The sequence below is a fragment of the Agrococcus lahaulensis DSM 17612 genome (assembly GCF_000425105.1).
Classification (GTDB): domain Bacteria; phylum Actinomycetota; class Actinomycetes; order Actinomycetales; family Microbacteriaceae; genus Agrococcus; species Agrococcus lahaulensis.
In genome coordinates this window covers 341,353-359,446 of the sequence record NZ_AULD01000006.1, presented here as the reverse complement: position 1 = coordinate 359,446, position 18,094 = coordinate 341,353, and the positions used below count along the sequence as shown (strand labels likewise).

At 71.6% G+C, this 18,094-nt stretch carries 14 protein-coding genes and 1 riboswitch; of the genes, 13 read left to right on the top strand and 1 reads right to left on the bottom strand.

What is annotated here, in order from left to right; translation table 11 throughout:
* Window positions 1–39 precede the first annotated feature (39 nt).
* The 10 genes from H508_RS0106485 to H508_RS0106440 all read left to right on the top strand — a co-directional run bounded on the left by H508_RS0106485 (window position 40) and on the right by H508_RS0106440 (window position 12,379).
* A complete protein-coding gene (locus H508_RS0106485) occupies window positions 40–2,886 on the top strand; it encodes a Na+/H+ antiporter subunit A (protein ID WP_026373463.1) in 2,847 nt (948 codons plus the stop codon).
* Window positions 2,883–3,329 carry a Na(+)/H(+) antiporter subunit C gene (locus H508_RS0106480; protein ID WP_026373462.1) on the top strand — a complete coding sequence of 149 codons (447 nt, stop codon included), beginning with the start codon at window positions 2,883–2,885 and terminating at the stop codon, window positions 3,327–3,329. Before H508_RS0106485 ends, H508_RS0106480 begins: the two co-directional genes overlap by 4 nt.
* Window positions 3,329–4,837, top strand: coding sequence for a Na+/H+ antiporter subunit D (locus H508_RS14970; RefSeq protein ID WP_051222891.1), 1,509 nt, complete (start codon window positions 3,329–3,331; stop codon window positions 4,835–4,837). The genes H508_RS0106480 and H508_RS14970 overlap by 1 nt, the downstream gene beginning before the upstream one ends.
* On the top strand, window positions 4,834–5,364 hold the full coding sequence (locus H508_RS14965; RefSeq protein WP_051222889.1) for a Na+/H+ antiporter subunit E: 531 nt from the start codon (window positions 4,834–4,836) through the stop codon (window positions 5,362–5,364). The genes H508_RS14970 and H508_RS14965 overlap by 4 nt, the downstream gene beginning before the upstream one ends.
* Window positions 5,364–5,699, top strand: a complete 336-nt coding sequence (locus H508_RS14960) for an MrpF/PhaF family protein (RefSeq protein WP_084155167.1) — start codon at window positions 5,364–5,366, stop codon at window positions 5,697–5,699. Before H508_RS14965 ends, H508_RS14960 begins: the two co-directional genes overlap by 1 nt.
* Complete coding sequence (gene mnhG, locus H508_RS0106460) at window positions 5,696–6,070, top strand: monovalent cation/H(+) antiporter subunit G (protein WP_035254190.1); 375 nt, start codon at window positions 5,696–5,698, stop codon at window positions 6,068–6,070. Before H508_RS14960 ends, mnhG begins: the two co-directional genes overlap by 4 nt.
* Window positions 6,071–6,102: 32 nt before the next feature.
* Window positions 6,103–6,189: riboswitch (glycine riboswitch) on the top strand.
* Window positions 6,190–6,249: 60 nt separating this feature from the next.
* Window positions 6,250–7,371: a glycine cleavage system aminomethyltransferase GcvT gene (gcvT, locus tag H508_RS0106455; protein ID WP_026373460.1), complete on the top strand. Its 1,122-nt coding sequence runs from the start codon at window positions 6,250–6,252 to the stop codon at window positions 7,369–7,371.
* A 3-nt stretch (window positions 7,372–7,374) separates the two neighbouring features.
* The gene (gcvH, locus tag H508_RS0106450) at window positions 7,375–7,734 is read left to right on the top strand and encodes a glycine cleavage system protein GcvH (protein ID WP_021010136.1); all 360 of its coding nucleotides are present in this window, start codon (window positions 7,375–7,377) and stop codon (window positions 7,732–7,734) included.
* Window positions 7,734–10,577 (top strand): aminomethyl-transferring glycine dehydrogenase, encoded by a 2,844-nt coding sequence (gcvP, locus tag H508_RS0106445; RefSeq protein ID WP_026373459.1) that lies wholly within the window; start codon window positions 7,734–7,736, stop codon window positions 10,575–10,577. The genes gcvH and gcvP overlap by 1 nt, the downstream gene beginning before the upstream one ends.
* Window positions 10,577–12,379: an ABC transporter substrate-binding protein gene (locus tag H508_RS0106440; RefSeq protein ID WP_026373458.1), complete on the top strand. Its 1,803-nt coding sequence runs from the start codon at window positions 10,577–10,579 to the stop codon at window positions 12,377–12,379. The genes gcvP and H508_RS0106440 overlap by 1 nt, the downstream gene beginning before the upstream one ends.
* 4 nt (window positions 12,380–12,383) lie before the next feature.
* Here the strand turns inward: H508_RS0106440 and H508_RS0106435 are convergent, their stop codons facing one another.
* The gene (locus H508_RS0106435) at window positions 12,384–13,163 is read right to left on the bottom strand and encodes a CPBP family intramembrane glutamic endopeptidase (protein WP_026373457.1); all 780 of its coding nucleotides are present in this window, start codon (window positions 13,161–13,163) and stop codon (window positions 12,384–12,386) included.
* 217 nt (window positions 13,164–13,380) lie between these two features.
* Here H508_RS0106435 and H508_RS0106430 point away from each other — a divergent pair, with 217 nt between their 5' ends.
* The 3 genes from H508_RS0106430 to H508_RS14955 all read left to right on the top strand — a co-directional run bounded on the left by H508_RS0106430 (window position 13,381) and on the right by H508_RS14955 (window position 18,092).
* Complete coding sequence (locus H508_RS0106430) at window positions 13,381–15,213, top strand: ABC transporter family substrate-binding protein (protein ID WP_245569468.1); 1,833 nt, start codon at window positions 13,381–13,383, stop codon at window positions 15,211–15,213.
* A gap of 162 nt (window positions 15,214–15,375) precedes the next feature.
* On the top strand, window positions 15,376–16,947 hold the full coding sequence (locus H508_RS0106425) for an ABC transporter permease (protein ID WP_026373455.1): 1,572 nt from the start codon (window positions 15,376–15,378) through the stop codon (window positions 16,945–16,947).
* On the top strand, window positions 16,947–18,092 hold the full coding sequence (locus tag H508_RS14955) for an ABC transporter permease (RefSeq protein ID WP_084155166.1): 1,146 nt from the start codon (window positions 16,947–16,949) through the stop codon (window positions 18,090–18,092). The genes H508_RS0106425 and H508_RS14955 overlap by 1 nt, the downstream gene beginning before the upstream one ends.
* Window positions 18,093–18,094: the final 2 nt, after the last annotated feature.

Genomic DNA, 18,094 nt, shown 5'->3' with positions numbered 1-18,094 from the left:
GACGCAGCCCCTGCCCGAGCTCGAGAGGGACTCCACCACGTGCTGCTGACTGTGACGACGCTCGCCGTCCTCGGTGTCGTCTCCAGCGCGCTCAGTGGCCGCATGGGGCGATTCGTCTTCCTGCTGCCCGCGGCGGCGAGCCTCGCCGCCGCCGTGTGGTTCGGGCTGCAGGCGCCGCTCGTCGCGGCGGGGCAGGTGCTGCAGGAGCGGATCGAGTGGATGCCGTCGCTCGGCATCGCGATCGACCTGCGGCTCGGCGCGCTCCAGTGGCTGCTCTCGATGGTCGTGCTCGGCGTGGGCGGCCTCATCTTCGTCTACTGCGCGTGGTACTTCGACTCGAAGACGCTCGCCGCCCGCACGGTCGGCCTGCTCACGGCGTTCGCGGCCTCGATGCTGCTGCTCGTGCTGTCAGACGACCTCATCGTGCTCACGGTCGGCTGGGAGCTCACGACGCTGTTCAGCTACCTGCTCGTCGGCCTCAACCACCGCTCGGCGAGCAACCGGCGCGCGGCGCAGACGGCGCTCATCGTCACGACCGTCGGCGGGCTCACGATGCTCGTCGGCGTGTTGCTGCTCGAGGCGGAGACGGGTACGTACTCGCTCAGCGCAATCGTCGCCGACCCGCCCCGCTCGGCCGCCGCCGCGTGGGCCGCGGGCTGCCTCGTCGTCGGCGCCCTCTCGAAGTCGGCGATCGTGCCCTTCCAGTACTGGCTGCCGGGCGCGATGGCGGCGCCGACGCCGGTGTCGGCGTTCCTGCACGCCGCCGCGATGGTGAAGGCCGGCATCTTCCTCATGGCCGCGTTCACGCCCGCGTTCGTCGACCTGCCGTGGTGGCGCTGGACCCTCGTCGGCCTCGGCATCGTGACGATGCTGCTCGGCGCCGTGCGCGCGATGCGGCAGCTCGACATCAAGGTGCTGCTCGCGCACGGCACCGTGAGCCAGCTCGGTCTGCTCATGACGGTCATCGGGATCGGCACGCACGCGTCGATGCAAGCCGGCCTGGCGCTGCTCGTCGCGCACGCGATCTTCAAGGCCGCGCTGTTCATGGTCGTCGGCGTCGTCGACCGCTCGACCGGCACGCGCGACCTGCGCGAGCTCGGCGGACTCGGCAGGCGGCTGCCGCTCGCGGCCGGCGCGGCGATCCTCGCCGCCGCGTCGATGGCGGGCATCCCGCCCGCGCTCGGCTACCTCGGCAAGGAGGCGGCCCTCGTCGCGGCGATCGGCGACGCGTACGGCGACCTCGCCGTGCTCGGGTGGGTCGGCTTCTTCGGCATCGCGCTCGGCGCGGCGATCACCGTCGCGTACTCGCTGCGCTTCATCGTCGGCACGTTCTTCGGCTCGCAGTCCGTCGCGATCAAGCGCCGCTCGCCGATGCTCGTCGCGGCGCCCGTGCTGCTCGCGATCGCCGGGCTCGTGCTCGGCTTCGGCGGCGACACGATCAGCGAGTTGCTGCACCCGCACGTCGAGGACGTGCCCGCGGGCGAGGACGCCCCGCACCTCGCGCTGTGGCACGGCTTCACGCCCGCGCTCGTCGCGTCGATCGTCGCGTGGCTCGTGGGTGCGCTCATCCACCTCCGGGTCGGCGGCGCGCGGCGCGCGCCGCACGGGCAGGACCTCTTCGAGCGCGGCTACCACGCGGGCATGCGCGCCCTCGACCGCCTCGCGGTCGAGGTGACCGGCCGCATCCAGACCGGTTCGCTCCCGCTGCACCTCACGACGATCCTGCTCGTCGTGGTGGTGCTCCCGGGCGGCGCGCTCGTCATGGCGGGCGCCGTCTCCGGCGACATCCGGCTCTTCGACTCCGTCGGCCAGGTCGGCGCGGCCGCGCTCATCTCGATCGCGGCGCTGCTCGTCACGACCGCGCGCGGTCGGCTCAAGGCCTTCATGCTCGTCTCGGTCGTCGGCTACGGCGTCGGCCTGCTCTTCCTGCTGCACGGCGCGCCCGACCTCGCGCTCACGCAGGTGCTGACCGAGACGGTCTTCCTCATCGTGCTCGTGCTCGTGCTGCGCCGGCTGCCGAAGTACTTCACCGATCGGCCGCTGCGGGCCGCTCGCTACCCGCGAGCCCTGCTCGCGATCCTGGTCGGCGCGTTCGCGACGCTCGCGTCGCTCGCCGCGCTCCAGGCGCGCACGGCGGAGCCGATCTCGGAGGGCTTCTACCGCTGGGCCTACGAGTTCGGCAACGGCGAGAACATCGTCAACGTGACGCTCGTCGACATCCGCGCGTGGGACACGCTCGGCGAGGTGTCGGTGCTGCTCGCCGCCGCGACGGGCGTCGCGAGCCTCATCTTCGTGCGCCGCCCGGTCGCGGGTCTCGGCGTGCTGCGGCAGAACGATCCCGCGACGCGGCGCGGCAACTGGCTGCGCGGCGCGTTCACCGACGAGCACATGGCCTCGCCCGTGCTCGAGATGATGACGCGCCTGCTGTTCCCGATCATGATGCTCGTCTCGATCTACCTGCTCGCGGTCGGGCACAACGAGCCGGGTGGCGGCTTCGCCGGTGGCCTCGTCGCGGGCATCGCGCTCGCGGTGCGCTACCTCGCGGGTGGCCGCGACGAGCTCACGGAGGCCGCCCCGTTCGACGCGGGCAAGCTGCTCGGCGCGGGCATCGTCGTCGCGGTGCTCGGCGTCGTCTGGCCTGTCCTCGTCGGCGGCCGCATCGGCGAGTCGTACGCGATCGAGTGGGTCATGCCGCTGCTCGGCGAGCAGAAGCTCGTCACGACCCTGTTCTTCGACATCGGCGTCTGGCTCATCGTCATCGGCGCGATGCTCGACTTCGTCCGCTCGCTCGGCGCCGGCATCGACCTGCACGCCGAGCAGAACGCGGCGCCCCGACCCGCGTGGCGCTCCGACCGCTCGCTGCCCGGCAAGGAGGTGCGCCGGTGACCCCGTCCCTCGCCCTCGCCGTGGCCGGCGGCGTGCTCATCGCCGCCGGCACCTACCTGCTGCTCGAGCGCAGCCTCATGCGCATCCTCGCGGGCGTCATGCTCGCGGGCAACGGCGTCAACCTGCTCTTCCTCGTCGCGGCGGGACCGGCGGGCCTCGGCCCCATCGTCGGCACGCCCGAGGACGAGATCTCCGATCCCCTCCCGCAGGCCATGGTGCTCACCGCGATCGTCATCTCGCTCGCGACGAGCGCGTTCCTGCTGGCCATGTCGTACCGCTCCTTCCAGCTCGAGGGCCATGACGAGGTCGCCGACGACGTCGAGGACGCCATCGTTCGGCGTCGCGCCGAGGCCGACCTCTCGAGCGAGGCATACGTCGAGCTCACGCCCGAGGAGCAGCCCGACACCGAGTCCGGCGGCCGCGGCGAGAGGGCCGGCGGCTGATGGAGCTCTCGAACCTCGTCCCCATCCCGGTGCTCCTGCCGCTGCTCGCGGCGGGCATCACGCTCGCGCTCGCACGGCACCCTGCGTGGCAGCGCGTCGTCTCGGGCACGACGCTCGGCATCGTGGCGGTGCTCGCGCTCATCCTGTGCCTCGCGGCGGATGCGCAGGGCCCGATCGTGCTGTGGGTCGGGGCGTGGCCGGAGGGGCTCGGCATCGTCCTCGTCGCCGACCGCCTCTCGTCGCTGCTCGTGCTCGTGTCGAGCATCGTCACCGCGATCGTCGTCATCTTCCCCTCGCGCCGCGACATCGCCGACAGCGCCGACGGCGCGCCCGTGTCGGTCTTCCACCCCACGTTCCTCGTGCTGACGGCCGGCGTCGCGAACGCGTTCCTCGCCGGCGACCTCTTCAACCTCTTCGTCGGCTTCGAGATGCTGCTGTTCTCGTCGTACGTGCTCATCATGCTCGGAGCGACGAAGGAGCGCGTGCGCGCCGGCAGCACGTACGTCGTCGTGAGCGTCATCTCGTCGACGCTCTTCCTGCTCGCGCTCGCGCTCGTCTACGGCGCGACGGGCACGGTGAGCTTCGCGCAGCTGCCCGAGCGGTTCGCGGCCCTCGACCCGGGGCTCCAGCTCACGATCCAGCTGCTGCTGCTCGTGGTGTTCGGCATCAAGGCCGCCGTCTTCCCGCTGCAGGCGTGGCTGCCCGACTCCTACCCGACGGCGCCCGCGAGCGTCACGGCGGTCTTCGCCGGACTGCTCACGAAGGTGGGCGTCTACGCGATCATCCGGCTGCAGACGCTGCTCTTCCCCGAGAGCCCGCTCACGGAGCTGCTGCTCGTCGTGGCCATCCTCACGCTCGTGCTCGGCATCCTCGGGGCGCTCGCGCAAGGCGAGATCAAGCGATTGCTCTCGTTCACGCTCGTGAGCCACATCGGCTACATGCTGCTCGGCGTCGCGCTCGGCACCGAGCAGGGAATCGCCGGCGCCATCTTCTACATCGTCCACCACATCCTCGTGCAGACGGCCCTGTTCATCGTCGTCGGCCTCATCGAGCGCGTCGGCGGCTCCACGAGCCTCGCGCGCCTCGGCGGGCTCGCGTCCGTCCCGCTGCTCGCGGCGCTCTACCTCGTCCCGGCGCTCAACCTCGGCGGCATCCCGCCCTTCTCTGGCTTCCTGGGCAAGGTCGCCCTGCTCGACGCGGCCCTCGCCGTGCCGTCGCCGCTGTCGATCGCCGCGGTCGTCGCCGGCGTCGCGACGAGCGTGCTCACGCTCATCGCCGTCATCCGCGTCTGGCAGCGGGCCTTCTGGCAGGATCGCGGCGAGGATGATGACCGGGTGCACTCGCTGCGCGTGCTGCCGCGCATCTGGGTCGTCGCGGCGTCCGCGCTCGTCGGCATCACCGTCTCGCTCACCGTCCTCGCCGGTCCGCTCTCGGAGTTCGCCCAGCGCGCGTCCGTCGACATCGAGGGCGGCGCGTACGGCGTCGCGGTCGAGGAGGCGATGCCGTGAACCGCCCGCCGCTGCGCTACCGCGTCTCGCTCGCCGCGACGATCTGCCTCGCCCTCATCTGGATGATGCTGTGGGGCGAGCTCTCCGTCGGGGCCGCCGTGTGGGGACTCGGCATCGCGCTGCTCATCCAGGTGATCTTCCCGCTGCCCGACGTGCCCGAGATGGAGTCCTTCCAGCCGATCGGATTCCTGCGGCTCGTGCTCGTCACGCTCCGCGGCCTCATCGTCTCCTCGTTCCAGGTCGCCGTGAAGGTGCTCGCGTTCTGGCGGCCGACGCGCAACGCGATCATCCGCGTGCCGCTGCGCAGCGACTCGATCTTCATCACCGTCATCACGGCGGAGCTCGTGACGCTCGTGCCCGGATCCGTCGCCGTCGACGCCGGCGACGGGTGGCTGCTCGTGCACGTCTTCGACGCCTCGAGCGACGAGGCGATCGAGCGGGCGCGCGCGAACGTGCGCTCGACCGAGGCGACGGTGCTGCGCGCGTTCGGCACGCGCGAGGACCGCGCGCTGCTGGAGGAGGACTGATGGAGGTCGTGCTCGTCATCGCGGGCGTCATGCTCGTCGCGGCCGCCGCGCTCACGCTCGTGCGCATCGTGCGCGGGCCGGGCCCGAGCGACCGCGTCGTCGCGACCGACGTGCTCATCACGACCGTCGCGGGCGGCCTCGCGGTCGAGGCGGCCATCAACCACCAGCCCTTCACGATCCCCGTCATCCTCGTCGTCTCGCTGCTCGCGTTCGTCGGCACCGTCTCGATGGCGCGCTTCGTGGCGGGTCGGGAGGGCGTCGTCGGCAGCGCTCCCGAGGAGGACCGCACCGCGGGCATCGAGGGCGACGGACCTGGAAGCGAGGACCGCGAGTGAGCCTGGAATCCGTGCTCGACGTCATCGGCTCCGTGCTGATCCTCATCGGCGCCTCGTTCACCCTCACGGCGGCGATCGGTCTCGTGCGGCTGCCCGACGTGCTCAATCGCATGCACGCGGGCTCGAAGCCGCAGACGCTCGGCTTCCTCATGCTGTGCGTCGGCCTCTCGCTCGTGCTGCGCGACGGGAGCGCGACGGCGATGCTCGCCGTCGCGGCATGCCTGCAGCTCGTCACCTCGCCCGTCGCGACGCAGGTGATGGCCAAGGCGGCCTACCGCACGGGGCAGTATCGGGCCGACCTCGTGGTCGAGGACCGCGAGCGGGAGGTCGAGGACCGCGACGATCGCGACGGGGACGCGGGGAACCGATAGGATCGGGTCCAGCAACGCACAGCCGGCCGCTGCACACCCGTGCGGGAGAGCCCCTCCGGGGGCACCGAAGGAGCAAGCCTCCCCGCCAAACTCTCAGGTCCTCGAACCGCACGGGCAGGCCGCTCTGGAGCGATCGGCGACGATCGCGACAGTGGGGGAGTCCAGACACGGGAGGACTCATGACCGCAGACGCTCCGCAGCCGGCCTCGCCGCTCCTGCACGTGCACGGGGAGGCGGGGGCCCAGCTCATCGACTTCGCCGGCTGGCAGATGCCCGTTCGCTACGGTTCCGACCTCGCCGAGCACCAGGCGGTGCGCGAGCGCGCGGGCCTCTTCGACCTCAGCCACATGGCCGAGCTGCGCGTGAGCGGGCCGGACGCCGGCGCGTTCCTCGACCACGCGCTCGCCGGCCGCATCTCCGCGATCGAGCCGTGGCAGGCGAAGTACTCGCTCCTGCTCGCCGAGCACGGCGGCATCGTCGACGACCTCATCGTCTACCGGGTCGACGAGTCGGGCGCAGCGCCCGAGTACCTCGTGGTCGCGAACGCCTCGAACCGGCACGCCGTTCTCGACGCCCTCTCCGCTCGGGTCGCGGGCTTCGACGCGAGCGTCGTCGACGAGACCGAGCAGACGGGCCTCGTCGCGGTGCAGGGCCCCGTTGCCGCCGCGATCGTCGGCGCGATCGGGCTCGAGTCGGAGCCGCTCGAGGGCCTGCGCTACTACCGCGCGCTCCCCGCGGTGTTCGAGGGGGAGGACGTGCTCGTCGCCCGCACGGGCTACACCGGCGAGGACGGCTTCGAGCTCTACATCGCCGCGCACGCGACGGAGTCGCTGTGGCGCGCGATCGTGCTCGCGGGCGAGGAGCACGGCCTCGCGCTGTGCGGGCTCGCCGCGCGCGACACGCTGCGCCTCGAGGCGGGCATGCCGCTCTACGGCAACGAGCTCTCGCTCGACGTGCTGCCTGCGCAAGTGGGGCTCGGCCGGGTCGTGGCGCTCAAGACCAAGGGCGACTTCGTCGGCCGGGCGGCTGTCGAGGCGGGCCCTGCGGACGACGCGCCCGTGCTCGTCGCGCTCACCGCCGAGGGCCGCCGCGCGCCGCGCGCCGGCTACCCCGTGCTCGACGACGGACGGCCGGTCGGCCGCGTCACGAGCGGCGCCCTGTCGCCGACCCTCGGTCATCCGATCGCGATGGCCCTCGTCGAGCCGGCGTCCGCCGGTTCCGACGCCCTCACCGTCGACGTCCGCGGCACGCAGCTGCCCGCGACCGTCGCCCAGCTGCCGTTCTACAAGCGAGAGGCCTGAACCATGAGCGAGACCAAGTACACCGCCGACCACGAGTGGATCCGCATCGAGGGCGACGTCGCCACGATCGGCATCACCGACTACGCCCAGTCGGCGCTCGGCGACGTCGTGTTCGTCGACCTGCCGGGCGTCGGCCGCTCGTTCGCGGCGGGCGAGGCGATCGGTGAGATCGAGTCGACGAAGTCGGTCGGCGAGCTCATCGTGCCCGCCGCCGGCGAGGTCGTCGAGGTCAACGACGAGGTCGCGGGCGACCCGACGCTCGTCAACTCCGCCGCGGAGGGCGCCGGCTGGCTCGTCAAGGTGCGCTTCACCGAGGAGCCCGAGCTGCTCGACGAGGCCGCCTACCGAGAGCTCACCGCCTGATGCGCCCCTTCGTCGACCGCCACATCGGCACCGATGCGGCGGCGCAGGAGCGCATGCTCGGCGCCGTCGGCTTCGACTCGCTCGAGGCGCTCATGGACGCCGCGGTCCCCGCGGGCATCCGCTCGGCCGGCACCGGCATCGGCGCGGCGGCGACCGAGACGCAAGCGCTCGCCGAGCTGCGCGCGCTCGCGTCGCGCAATCGCGTGCGCCACTCGGCGATCGGCCTCGGCTACGCCGGCACGGTCACGCCCGCGCCGATCAAGCGACTCATCCTCGAGAACCCCTCGTGGTACACGGCCTACACGCCCTACCAGCCCGAGATCAGCCAGGGCCGGCTCGAGGCGCTCATCAACTTCCAGACGATGGTCGCCGACCTCGCGGGGCTCGACGTCGCCAACGCGTCGATGCTCGACGAGGGCACCGCGGTCGTCGAGGCGATGCTGCTCGCACGCCGCGCCTCGAAGTCGCCGTCCTCCGTCTTCGTCGTCGACACCGACCTCCTGCCGCAGTCGCGGGCGCTCCTCCGCCACCGCGCCCATCGCACGGGCATCGAGCTCGTCGAGCTGCCGCTCGCCGCGACCGACCCCGCCGACCTCCCCGACTCGTTCGGCGTCATCGCGCAGCTGCCCGGCGCATCCGGCCTCGTGTGGGACGCGCGCGGCATCTTCGCCGCCTCGACCGCGATGGGCGGCGTGCCGATCGCCGCGGCCGACCTGCTCGCGCTCGCGCTCATCGAGGCGCCGGGCCACCAGGGCGCTCGCATCGTCGTCGGCTCCTCGCAGCGCTTCGGCGTGCCGATGGGCTTCGGCGGCCCGCACGCCGGCTTCATGGCCGTCGCCGAGCAGCTCACGCGCCAGATGCCGGGCCGCCTCGTCGGCGTCTCGGTCGACGCCGAGGGCTACCCCGCCTACCGACTCACGCTCCAGACCCGCGAGCAGCACATCCGGCGCGAGAAGGCGACGAGCAACATCTGCACCGCGCAGGTGCTGCTCGCCGTCATGGCGTCGATGTACGGGGTCTACCACGGTCCCGACGGCATCACCGCGATCGCCGAGGGCGTCCACGCGGTCGCGACGCGCTTCGCGCGCGCGGCGCGCGAGGCCGGCATCGAGCTCGTCCACGAGCGCTTCTTCGACACCGTGCGGATGCGCGTGCCCGGCCGGGCGCGCGAGCTCCAGTCGAGCGCGGCCGACGCGGGCATCCTCGTGCACGTCGTCGACGACGACACCCTGCACGTCGCCTTCGACGAGACGTGGGCAGAGCTCGGCACGGGCGTGCGCCTCGACGCGCTGCTGCCCGCGCTCGGGCTCGCCGACGCGGGTGAGGGGGAGCGGGCGATCCCCGCGACGCTCGCGCGGCAGAGCGCGTTCATGACGCACGAGGTCTTCCACGCGCACCGCTCCGAGACGCAGCTCATGCGCTACGCGAAGCGGCTCTCGGACCGCGATTACGCGCTCGACCGCGGCATGATCCCGCTCGGCTCCTGCACGATGAAGCTCAACGCGGCCGCCGAGATGGAGGCCATCACGTGGCCCGAGTTCTCGCAGCCGCACCCCTACGGCCCGCTCGAGGACGCCGAGGGCTCGCTCGCGCTCATCGACCAGCTCGGCGAGTGGCTCGCGCGCATCACCGGCTACGACACCGTCTCGCTGCAGCCGAACTCGGGCGCGCAGGGCGAGCTCGCGGGCCTCATGGCCATCCGCGGCTGGCACGACTCGCGCGGCGACGGCCACCGTGACGTCGTGTTCATCCCCGCCTCGGCGCACGGCACGAACGCGGCGAGCGCCGTGCTCGCCGGCATGCGCGTCGTCGTCGTCGCGACGCGCGCGAACGGCGACGTCGATGTCGACGACCTCGAGGCGAAGATCGGCACGCACGCGGGGCAGCTCGCGGCGCTCATGATCACCTACCCGTCGACGCACGGCGTCTACGAGTCGGAGATCCGTCGCATCACCGACCTCGTGCACGAGGCAGGCGGCCAGGTCTACATCGATGGCGCGAACCTCAACGCGCTGCTCGGCCACGCGACCTTCGGCGACATGGGCGGCGACGTCTCGCACCTCAACCTGCACAAGACCTTCTGCATCCCGCACGGCGGCGGCGGCCCCGGCGTCGGCCCGGTCGCGGCGAAGGCGCACCTCGCGCCCTTCCTGCCGCGCGACCCGCGCGAGGAGTCGCAGGAGATCGACGGCGTGCGCATCGGGGCGAACCCGATCGCGGCCGCGCCGTGGGGCTCGGCGTCGATCCTGCCGATCTCGTGGGCGTACGTGCGCATGATGGGGCTCGAGGGCCTCACGAAGGCGACCGCGAGCGCCGTGCTCGCCGCGAACTACATCGCGGCGCGCCTGCGCGAGCACTACCCGGTGCTCTACACGGGCGAGCACGGCCTCGTCGCGCACGAGTGCATCCTCGACCTCCGTCCGCTCAAGGAGGCGACGGGCGTCACGAACGACGACGTCGCGAAGCGGCTCGTCGACTTCGGCTTCCACGCGCCGACGATGTCGTTCCCCGTCGCGGGCACGCTCATGGTCGAGCCGACGGAGTCGGAGGACCTCGCGGAGCTCGATCGCTTCGTCGACGCGATGATCGCGATCAAGGCGGAGGCCGACGCCATCGGCCGCGGGGAGGTGCCGCTCGAGGAGAGCGCCCTGCGCCGCGCCCCGCACACGCCCGGCTCGATCGTGCACGGCGAGTGGGACCGCCCCTACTCCCGCGAGCAGGCGGTGTTCCCCGTGCCCGGCATCGAGCGGGCGAAGTACTGGCCGCCGGTCGCGCGCGTCGACCAGGCGTACGGCGATCGCAACATCGTCTGCAGCTGCCCGCCGGTGGAGGCCTTCGCCTGATGCCGGCCCGCGGTCGCCGCCCGATCGCCGCCCGGACCGTCGTCGCGACGGCCGTGGCGGCGATCGCCGCGCTCGCGCTCAGCGCGTGCGGCCCCGATGTCACGCCGCGCGTGCAGCCCGGCACGAGCGTCGAGGTCGCGTGGAGCGGCGAGCTCACCGATGCGAACGCCTCGAGCACGCGCGGCGCGACCGAGGGCAACCGCGACGTCGCGGCGATGACGCGCGGCGCGTTCTTCGTGGTGGATGCGGACGGCGAGCACCGCGCCGACCCCTCGTTCGGCACCGCGACCGTCGTCGATGGCGCGGGCTTCGCCGTGCGCTACGACGTCGCCGACGGCGTGCGCTGGTCGGACGGCGTGCCGCTCGACGCGGCCGACCTCATGCTCGCGTGGGCGGCGACGTCCAACGCGCTCTCGACCGACGGCCTCGAGGTCGAGGAGCGCCGCGCGCCGGACGGCTCGATCGAGCTCGGCGCGAGCGAGGTGTGGTTCGACGTCGCCGATCCCGGCGGCATGGCGCTCGCGAGCGAGCGGCCCGTGCGCGACGACTGGGCGCGCTCGATCGACGTCGCCTTCGAGCAGCCCGTGCCCGACTGGCGCACGGCGCTACCGGTCGCGGTGCCCGCGCACGTGCTCGGGCAGCGCGTGTTCGGGGTGAGCGACCCGATGGAGGCGAAGCAGCGCGTGCTCGACGCGATCGACCGCGCCGACCCGCTCGCGCTCGCGCCGCTCGCGGCAGCGTGGAGCACGGCGCTCGCGATCGACCCGGCCGCCTCCGATCCCGACGTGCTCGTCTCGTCGGGCCCGTACCGCGTCGAGCAGGTGAGGGACGGCCGGGTCGAGCTCGTCGCGAACGACCGCTACGTCGGCGCGCAGGGCGCCGCGATCGAGCGCATCGCGCTGCGGTCGGTCGCCGACGACGCGGCCGCGCTCGCCGCGCTCGCGGCCGGTGAGGTCGACGTCGCGACCGTCGTGCCGACCGAGGCCGACCGCACCGCGGTGCGCGATCTCGACCGCGACGGCGCGACGCTCGCCGAGCACGGCGACGGCAGTCGGTGGGAGCTCACGCTCCGCACGGATCGCGCGCCGCTGCAGTCGACCGAGGCGCGCGCGTCCCTCCTCCACTCGATCGACCGCCGCGGCCTCGCCGAGGCCGCGCTCGGCGAGCGCGCCGCCGAGGCGAGCGGCGTCGATGCGCTGCTGTTCCTCCCGGGCACGCGCCTCTACGACTACGCGCTCGAGGACGCTGGCTTCCCGCAGGCCTTCGGCGGGCGCGACGTCGACCTCGCGATCGCGGAGCGCGACTCGATGGGCATCGCGGCAGGCACGTCGATCTGCGTGCGGTACGACAGCGCGGACGCCTTCGCCGCGGCGGCGCTGCCCGCGCTCGCGGCCCAAGCGGCCGAGGCGGGCTGGGCCGTCGTCGACTGCGGCGTCGACGACCTCGCCGCCGGGCTGGAGGAGCAAGACTGGCACGCGGTGCTCCACCGCGTCGACGCGCCCGCCGACGCCGCGGCCGTCGTCGAGCGGTGGCGCGACGGCGGGCTCACGGCGCTCGCCGACCCCGAGCGCGAGCTCCTGCTCGACGAGGCGCTCGCGACCGGCGACTCCGAGGCGCTCGAGGAGACGCTCCTCGCGATCGAGGCCTCGCTCGTCGCCGATGCGCTCGCGCTGCCGTTCATCGAGCCCTCGATGCTCACCGTGAGCGCCGCCGAGGTGCAGGGCGTCTCGCCGAGGCCCGGTCCCGCATCCCTCACCTGGAACGCGTGGGAGTGGGGCATCGACCAGGGTGGGGCCCCCTGACAGGTCAGCTCGCGAAGAGCCCCGGCAGCGCCGCGTACGCCCAGGGGTACCCGACGAAGACGGCGACGTCGATGAGCGTGTGCGCGACGATGAGGGGCACGAGCCTGCCCGTGCGCGCGTAGAGCCAGCCGAACAGCAGCCCCATCGCGATGTTGCCGACCATCCCCGGCAGCCCTTGGTAGAGGTGGTAGACGCCGCGCAGCAGCGCCGCGGCGACGATGATCGGCCACGTGCCCCAGCCGAGCCGCCGCAGCCGCTCGAAGAGGTAGCCGACGACGATGACCTCCTCGGTGAGCCCGGCGCGCAGCGCCGACAGCAGCAGCACCGGCACGGTGAACCAGTGCGCGTCGAGCGGCGAGGGCACGACGTTCACCGTCATGCCGAGCGAGCGCCCCGCGAGGTAGAGCGCGAGCCCCGGCACGCCGATGACGGCGACGAGCGCGAGCCCCGAGAGCGCGTCGCGGGCAGGGCGGGTGCCGTCGATGCCGAGCGCGCCGAGCCGCGGCGGCCGGGCGCGCCACAGCAGCCAGCACACGAGCGCGACCGGCACGAGGTCGAGCGCGATGCCGGTGAGCTGGTAGGCGAGGTCGAGCCACGCACGATCCGAGCGGGCGGGGTTGAGCGCGACCGACTGCTCGCCGATCGGCGCCTCGCGCGTCGACACGTCGGCGAACTGCAGCACCGACCACAGCGCGCTGCCGCCGAGCGAGAGCAGCAGCACGATCGCGAGCTCCCACTGCAGCCGCCGCCTCGAGGGCGCGTCGGGGCGGATGGGCTCGGTCACCTCTTCAGCGTACGGTCGGCACGAACCGGGCGTGCGCGCGCCGCTCGCGCACGATGCGAGCGCCGCGGGCGGGGCTCGCGCGAGGATCACGATTCTGCGTCGAGTTGGTAACGATCCGGCGTTCGGCGCCGGCGCGGGCTTGAGCGGGGCCTAAGGTGGCACTCATCCAGAGCACTGCGGCTTCCTGGCCGCGCGCTCACCTTGCACAGGAGGAACATTGAGGATCAAGCGATTCGCTGCGGGCGGCGTGCTGCTCGCAACGGGAGCACTCGTCCTCTCCGCTTGCACGCCTGCACAGGCGCCGGGAGCGGAGATCGTCGAGGGCACCTCGATCACCGTCGCGTGGAACCAGCCGTTCTACTCGGCCAACGGCAACACGTCGTTCGGCAACGCGACGGCGAACAACAACATCAACTACATGACCTACTCGGGGTTCAACTACTACGACAACACCCCGGAGCTGCAGCGCGACGAGTCGTTCGGCACCTACGAGCTGGTCTCCGAGGACCCGCTGCAGGTGCAGTACACGATCAACGAGGACGTGCAGTGGAGCGACGAGGTCCCGGTCGACGCCGCGGACATGATGCTCAACTGGGCCGCCCTCTCGGGCGCGTTCAACACGGCCGACTTCGACCCGGCCGAGTTCCAGGACCCGGAGACCGGCGAGTTCACGACCGAGTTCCCCGAGGGCACGGTCTTCTTCGACTCGGGCGCCACGCCTGACTCGGGCGTCGGCCTCGTCCGCGAGGCGCCGGAGGTCAACGAGGACGGCCGCGGCATCCTCATGACGTACTCCGACTTCTACGTCGACTGGGAGCTCGCGTTCCAGGCGGGCCTGCCGGCTCACGTCATCGCGCAGCGCGCCCTCGGCATCGAGGACGCCATGGAGGCCAAGCAGGCCGTCCTCGACGCGATCGCGAACGAGGACACCGAGGTCATCGGCCAGCTCGCCGCAGAGTGGAACACCGGCTTCAACTTCACGGAGATGCCGTCCGACACGTCGGTGCTCACCGCCAACGGCCCGTACCAGATCACCGACTTCGTCGCCGACCAGTACATCACCCTGCAGGCGAACGAGAACTACGTCGGCGACCACCAGCCGCAGGTCGAGACCATCACGGTCCGCTTCATCACCGACGCCATGGCGGCGGTGACGGCGCTCCAGAACGGCGACGTCGACGTCATCCAGCCGCAGGCGACGCCTGACGTCCGCGCTGCCCTCGAGGGCACCGATGGCATCACGGTCAACTACGGCGAGGGCGCGACGTACGAGCACGTCGACCTCCAGTTCGACCAGTCGAAGAACCCGGGCGTCTTCTCGACGCTCGAAGCTCGCCAGTCGTTCCTCATGACGATCCCGCGCCAGGAGATCGTCGACCGCCTCATCAAGCCCCTCAACCCCGAGGCCACGGTCCGCAACTCCGCGGTCTTCGTCCCGGGCGCGAACGGCTACGACGAGTCGGTCGAGGAGTCGGGCATCCTCGACATGTACGCCGAGGTCGACATCGAGCAGGCCACGGCGCTGCGCGAGCAGGCCGGTCTCGCCGAGGGCACGGAGGTCTGCCTCCTGTTCGCCTCGACGAACCCGCGCCGCGTGTCGGAGTTCGAGCTCATCCGCGAGTCGGCCGCTCAGGCCGGCTGGTCGGTCACCGACTGCTCGTCGCCCGAGTGGGGCGGCCTCCTCGGTGCTCCGGGCGTCTACGACGCCTCGCTGTTCGGCTGGCAGTCGACGTCGCTCGGCGTCGCCTCGGTCGGCCCGAACTTCGAGACGGGCGGCATCAACAACCTGTCGTTCTACTCGAACCCCGAGATGGACGCGGTCGTGCAGGAGCTCAACGTGACCGTCGACGAGGAGCGCCAGCTGGAGCTGCTCAAGGAGATCGACCGCATCCTCGTCGAGGACGCGTTCGGCATCACCATCTTCCAGTTCCCCGAGGTCACCGCGTTCTCCGACCGCGTCTCGGGCATCGACTCGTCGCCGCTCGCGCCGACGGTGTTCTGGAACGTGTGGGACTGGACCCCGACCGAGACGAACGCCTCGGAGGGCTGATCCCCCCGACCGCCGGGGGTCGCATCCACTGCTAGTGTGATGTGGCCTTCAGGCAGAGAGGCGCCGGGCCGCCTGGCCCGGCGCCTCTCGCATGAAGTCTTCCGACGCGCTCGATCAGCGTGAGCGGACCCATCCCGAACCGGAAACCAAGGAGGCGAACCGGTGGCGACATTCATCGTCAGGCGCCTGATCGCAGCGGTGCTCATCCTGCTCGCCGCGACCTTCCTCATGTACAACATGGTCGCCCTCTCGGGAGACCCGCTCGAGGATCTGCGCGGAGTCCAGACGCCCAACACGGCGCAGCTCATCGAAGCCCGCATCCGCCTGCTGCACCTCGACGTGCCGCCGCCGCTGCGCTACTTCATCTGGCTCGGCGGCATCGCCGGCTGCTTCATCGGCCAGTGCGACTTCGGCATGACGATCCAGCAGCAGCCGGTGCTCGACGTGCTCGTCAACTCGATGGACCAGACGCTCCGCCTCGTGACCGTCGCGACGCTCGTCGCCATCATCCTCGGCGTCATCATCGGCATCACGACGGCGCTGCGCCAGTACTCCGCCTACGACTACGGCGTGACGTTCGTCTCCTTCCTCTTCTACTCGCTGCCGATCTTCTGGTTCGCGGTGCTGCTCAAGCAGTTCCTCGCCATCGGTGCGAACGACTGGCTCCAGCGCGGGGCGCAGATCCACTGGTGGGTCATCGCGCTCGTCGCACTCGCATCCGGGCTCTTCTGGATGTCGGTGCTCGGCGGTGACCTGAAGCGCAAGCTCATCACCTTCGGCCTCGCCGCCGCGTCGGGCGGCCTGCTGCTGTGGTACATGAGCGTCTCTGGCTGGTTCCTCAACCCGCGCTTCATCGTCTTCGGGCTCGACTTCTCGCTGCTCGCGATCGCGGTGCTGTTCCTCACGGTCGCGCTGCTCGTCACCGCGATCCTCGCGGGGCTCAAGAACCGCCGCTCGCTCTTCATCGCGCTCGGCGTCGCCGCGGCCGGCGTGGCGCTGTACTACCCGGTGAACTTCTACCTCTTCAACCCGCAGGTCGTGCCGATGAACGGCGGGATCATGATCGCGGTCTTCCTCGTCGTGACCCTCGTGGGGGTCGCCGCCGGCCACGTCTTCGGCGGCGACAACAAGGCGACGAACCGCAAGGTCGCGGGGTGGACGGCCTTCCTCGTCTTCGCGATCATGGTCGTCGACCGCCACATGCAGCTGTGGCAGGCCTACTCGCAGTCGGGCTTCATCCGCGGCAGGCCGATCGCGACGATCGGCGCATCGAACCCCGGCTTCGCGCAGTCGTCGTTCTTCGTGCAGGGCGTCGACGCCTTCACGCACCTGCTGCTGCCGTCGATCGCGCTCATGGTCATCTCCTTCGCCGGCTACACGCGCTACACCCGCGCGAGCCTGCTCGAGGTCATGAACCAGGACTACATCCGCACCGCGCGCGCGAAGGGCCTCACCGAGCGCACCGTCATCGTGCGGCACGCCTTCCGGAACGCCCTCATCCCGATCACGACCATCGTCGCGTTCGACATCGCGGGCATCATCGGCGGCGCCGTCATCACCGAGCGCGTGTTCGGCTGGACCGGCATGGGCTCGATGTTCCAGAACGGCCTCGATCGCGTCGACCCGAACCCCGTGATGGCGTTCTTCCTCGTCACCGGCGCCCTCGCGCTCCTGTTCAACCTGCTGGCCGACATCGCCTATGCGGCCCTCGACCCCCGGATCCGGGTGAGCTGATGACCACGAACATCCCGCAGACCAACGAGCCCCACATCACCGACGCCGAGGCGAACCTCGAGCTCAAGGAGGTGGAGGGCCTCAGCCAGGGCCAGATCGTCCGGAAGCGCTTCTTCCGGCACGTCGGCGCCGTCGTCTCGATGATCGTGCTCGCGCTCATCGTGCTGCTCGCCTTCACGTCCGTCGGCCTCTCGTTCGGCAACGTCCGGGTGCCCGGGTGGTGGCAGTGGGACTGGACCCAGAACCCGCGCCCCATCAACGGCGGCGTGCCGTCGCTCGAGCACCCGTTCGGGCAGGACTCGATCGGCAAGGACCTGTTCGCGCTCGTCATGCGCGGCACGCAGCAGTCGCTCATGATCATGGTGCTCGTCGGCATCATCGGTGCCACGATCGGCATCGTCATCGGTGCGCTCTCCGGCTTCTTCCGGGGCTGGGTCGACTCGGTGCTCATGCGCTTCACCGACGTCATCATCACGATCCCGTTCATCGTGATCGGCGCCGTGATCGGCTCGACGTTCGGCAAGCTCGGCGCGTTCATCCTCGCCATCGTGCTCGGCCTGTTCTCGTGGACGGGACTCGCGCGACTCGTGCGCGGCGAGTTCCTCACCCTCCGCGAGCGCGAGTTCGTCGACGCGGCGCGCGTGGCCGGTGCCTCGAACGGCCGCATCATCTTCAAGCACATCCTGCCGAACGCGATGGGCGTCATCATCGTCAACACGACGCTGCTCATGGCCGGCGCGATCCTCGCCGAGACCGCGCTGTCGTACCTCGGCTACGGCGTGCAGGCGCCCGACACGTCGCTCGGCCTCATCATCAGCCAGAACCAGGAGGCGTTCCAGACGCGCCCGTGGCTCTTCTGGTGGCCCGGCATCTTCATCATCACGATCGCCCTGTGCATCAACTTCATCGGCGACGGACTGCGCGACGCGTTCGACCCGCGGCAGAAGCGCATGCCCACGGAGCGCGCGATGCGCAAGTCCGACACGGCTGCGGCCGACGCGGCGGCGCTGCGCGGCCGCGAGGCCGAGGACGCGATGAGCGCGGCGGCGGTCGTGGGCCAGGCGCAGGCGCCGGGCCCGGATGCGCGCCAGCCGCGCGTCGAGGGCGAGGCCGCGGGCGACAACCCCGACCGCGATCGGGGCTGACG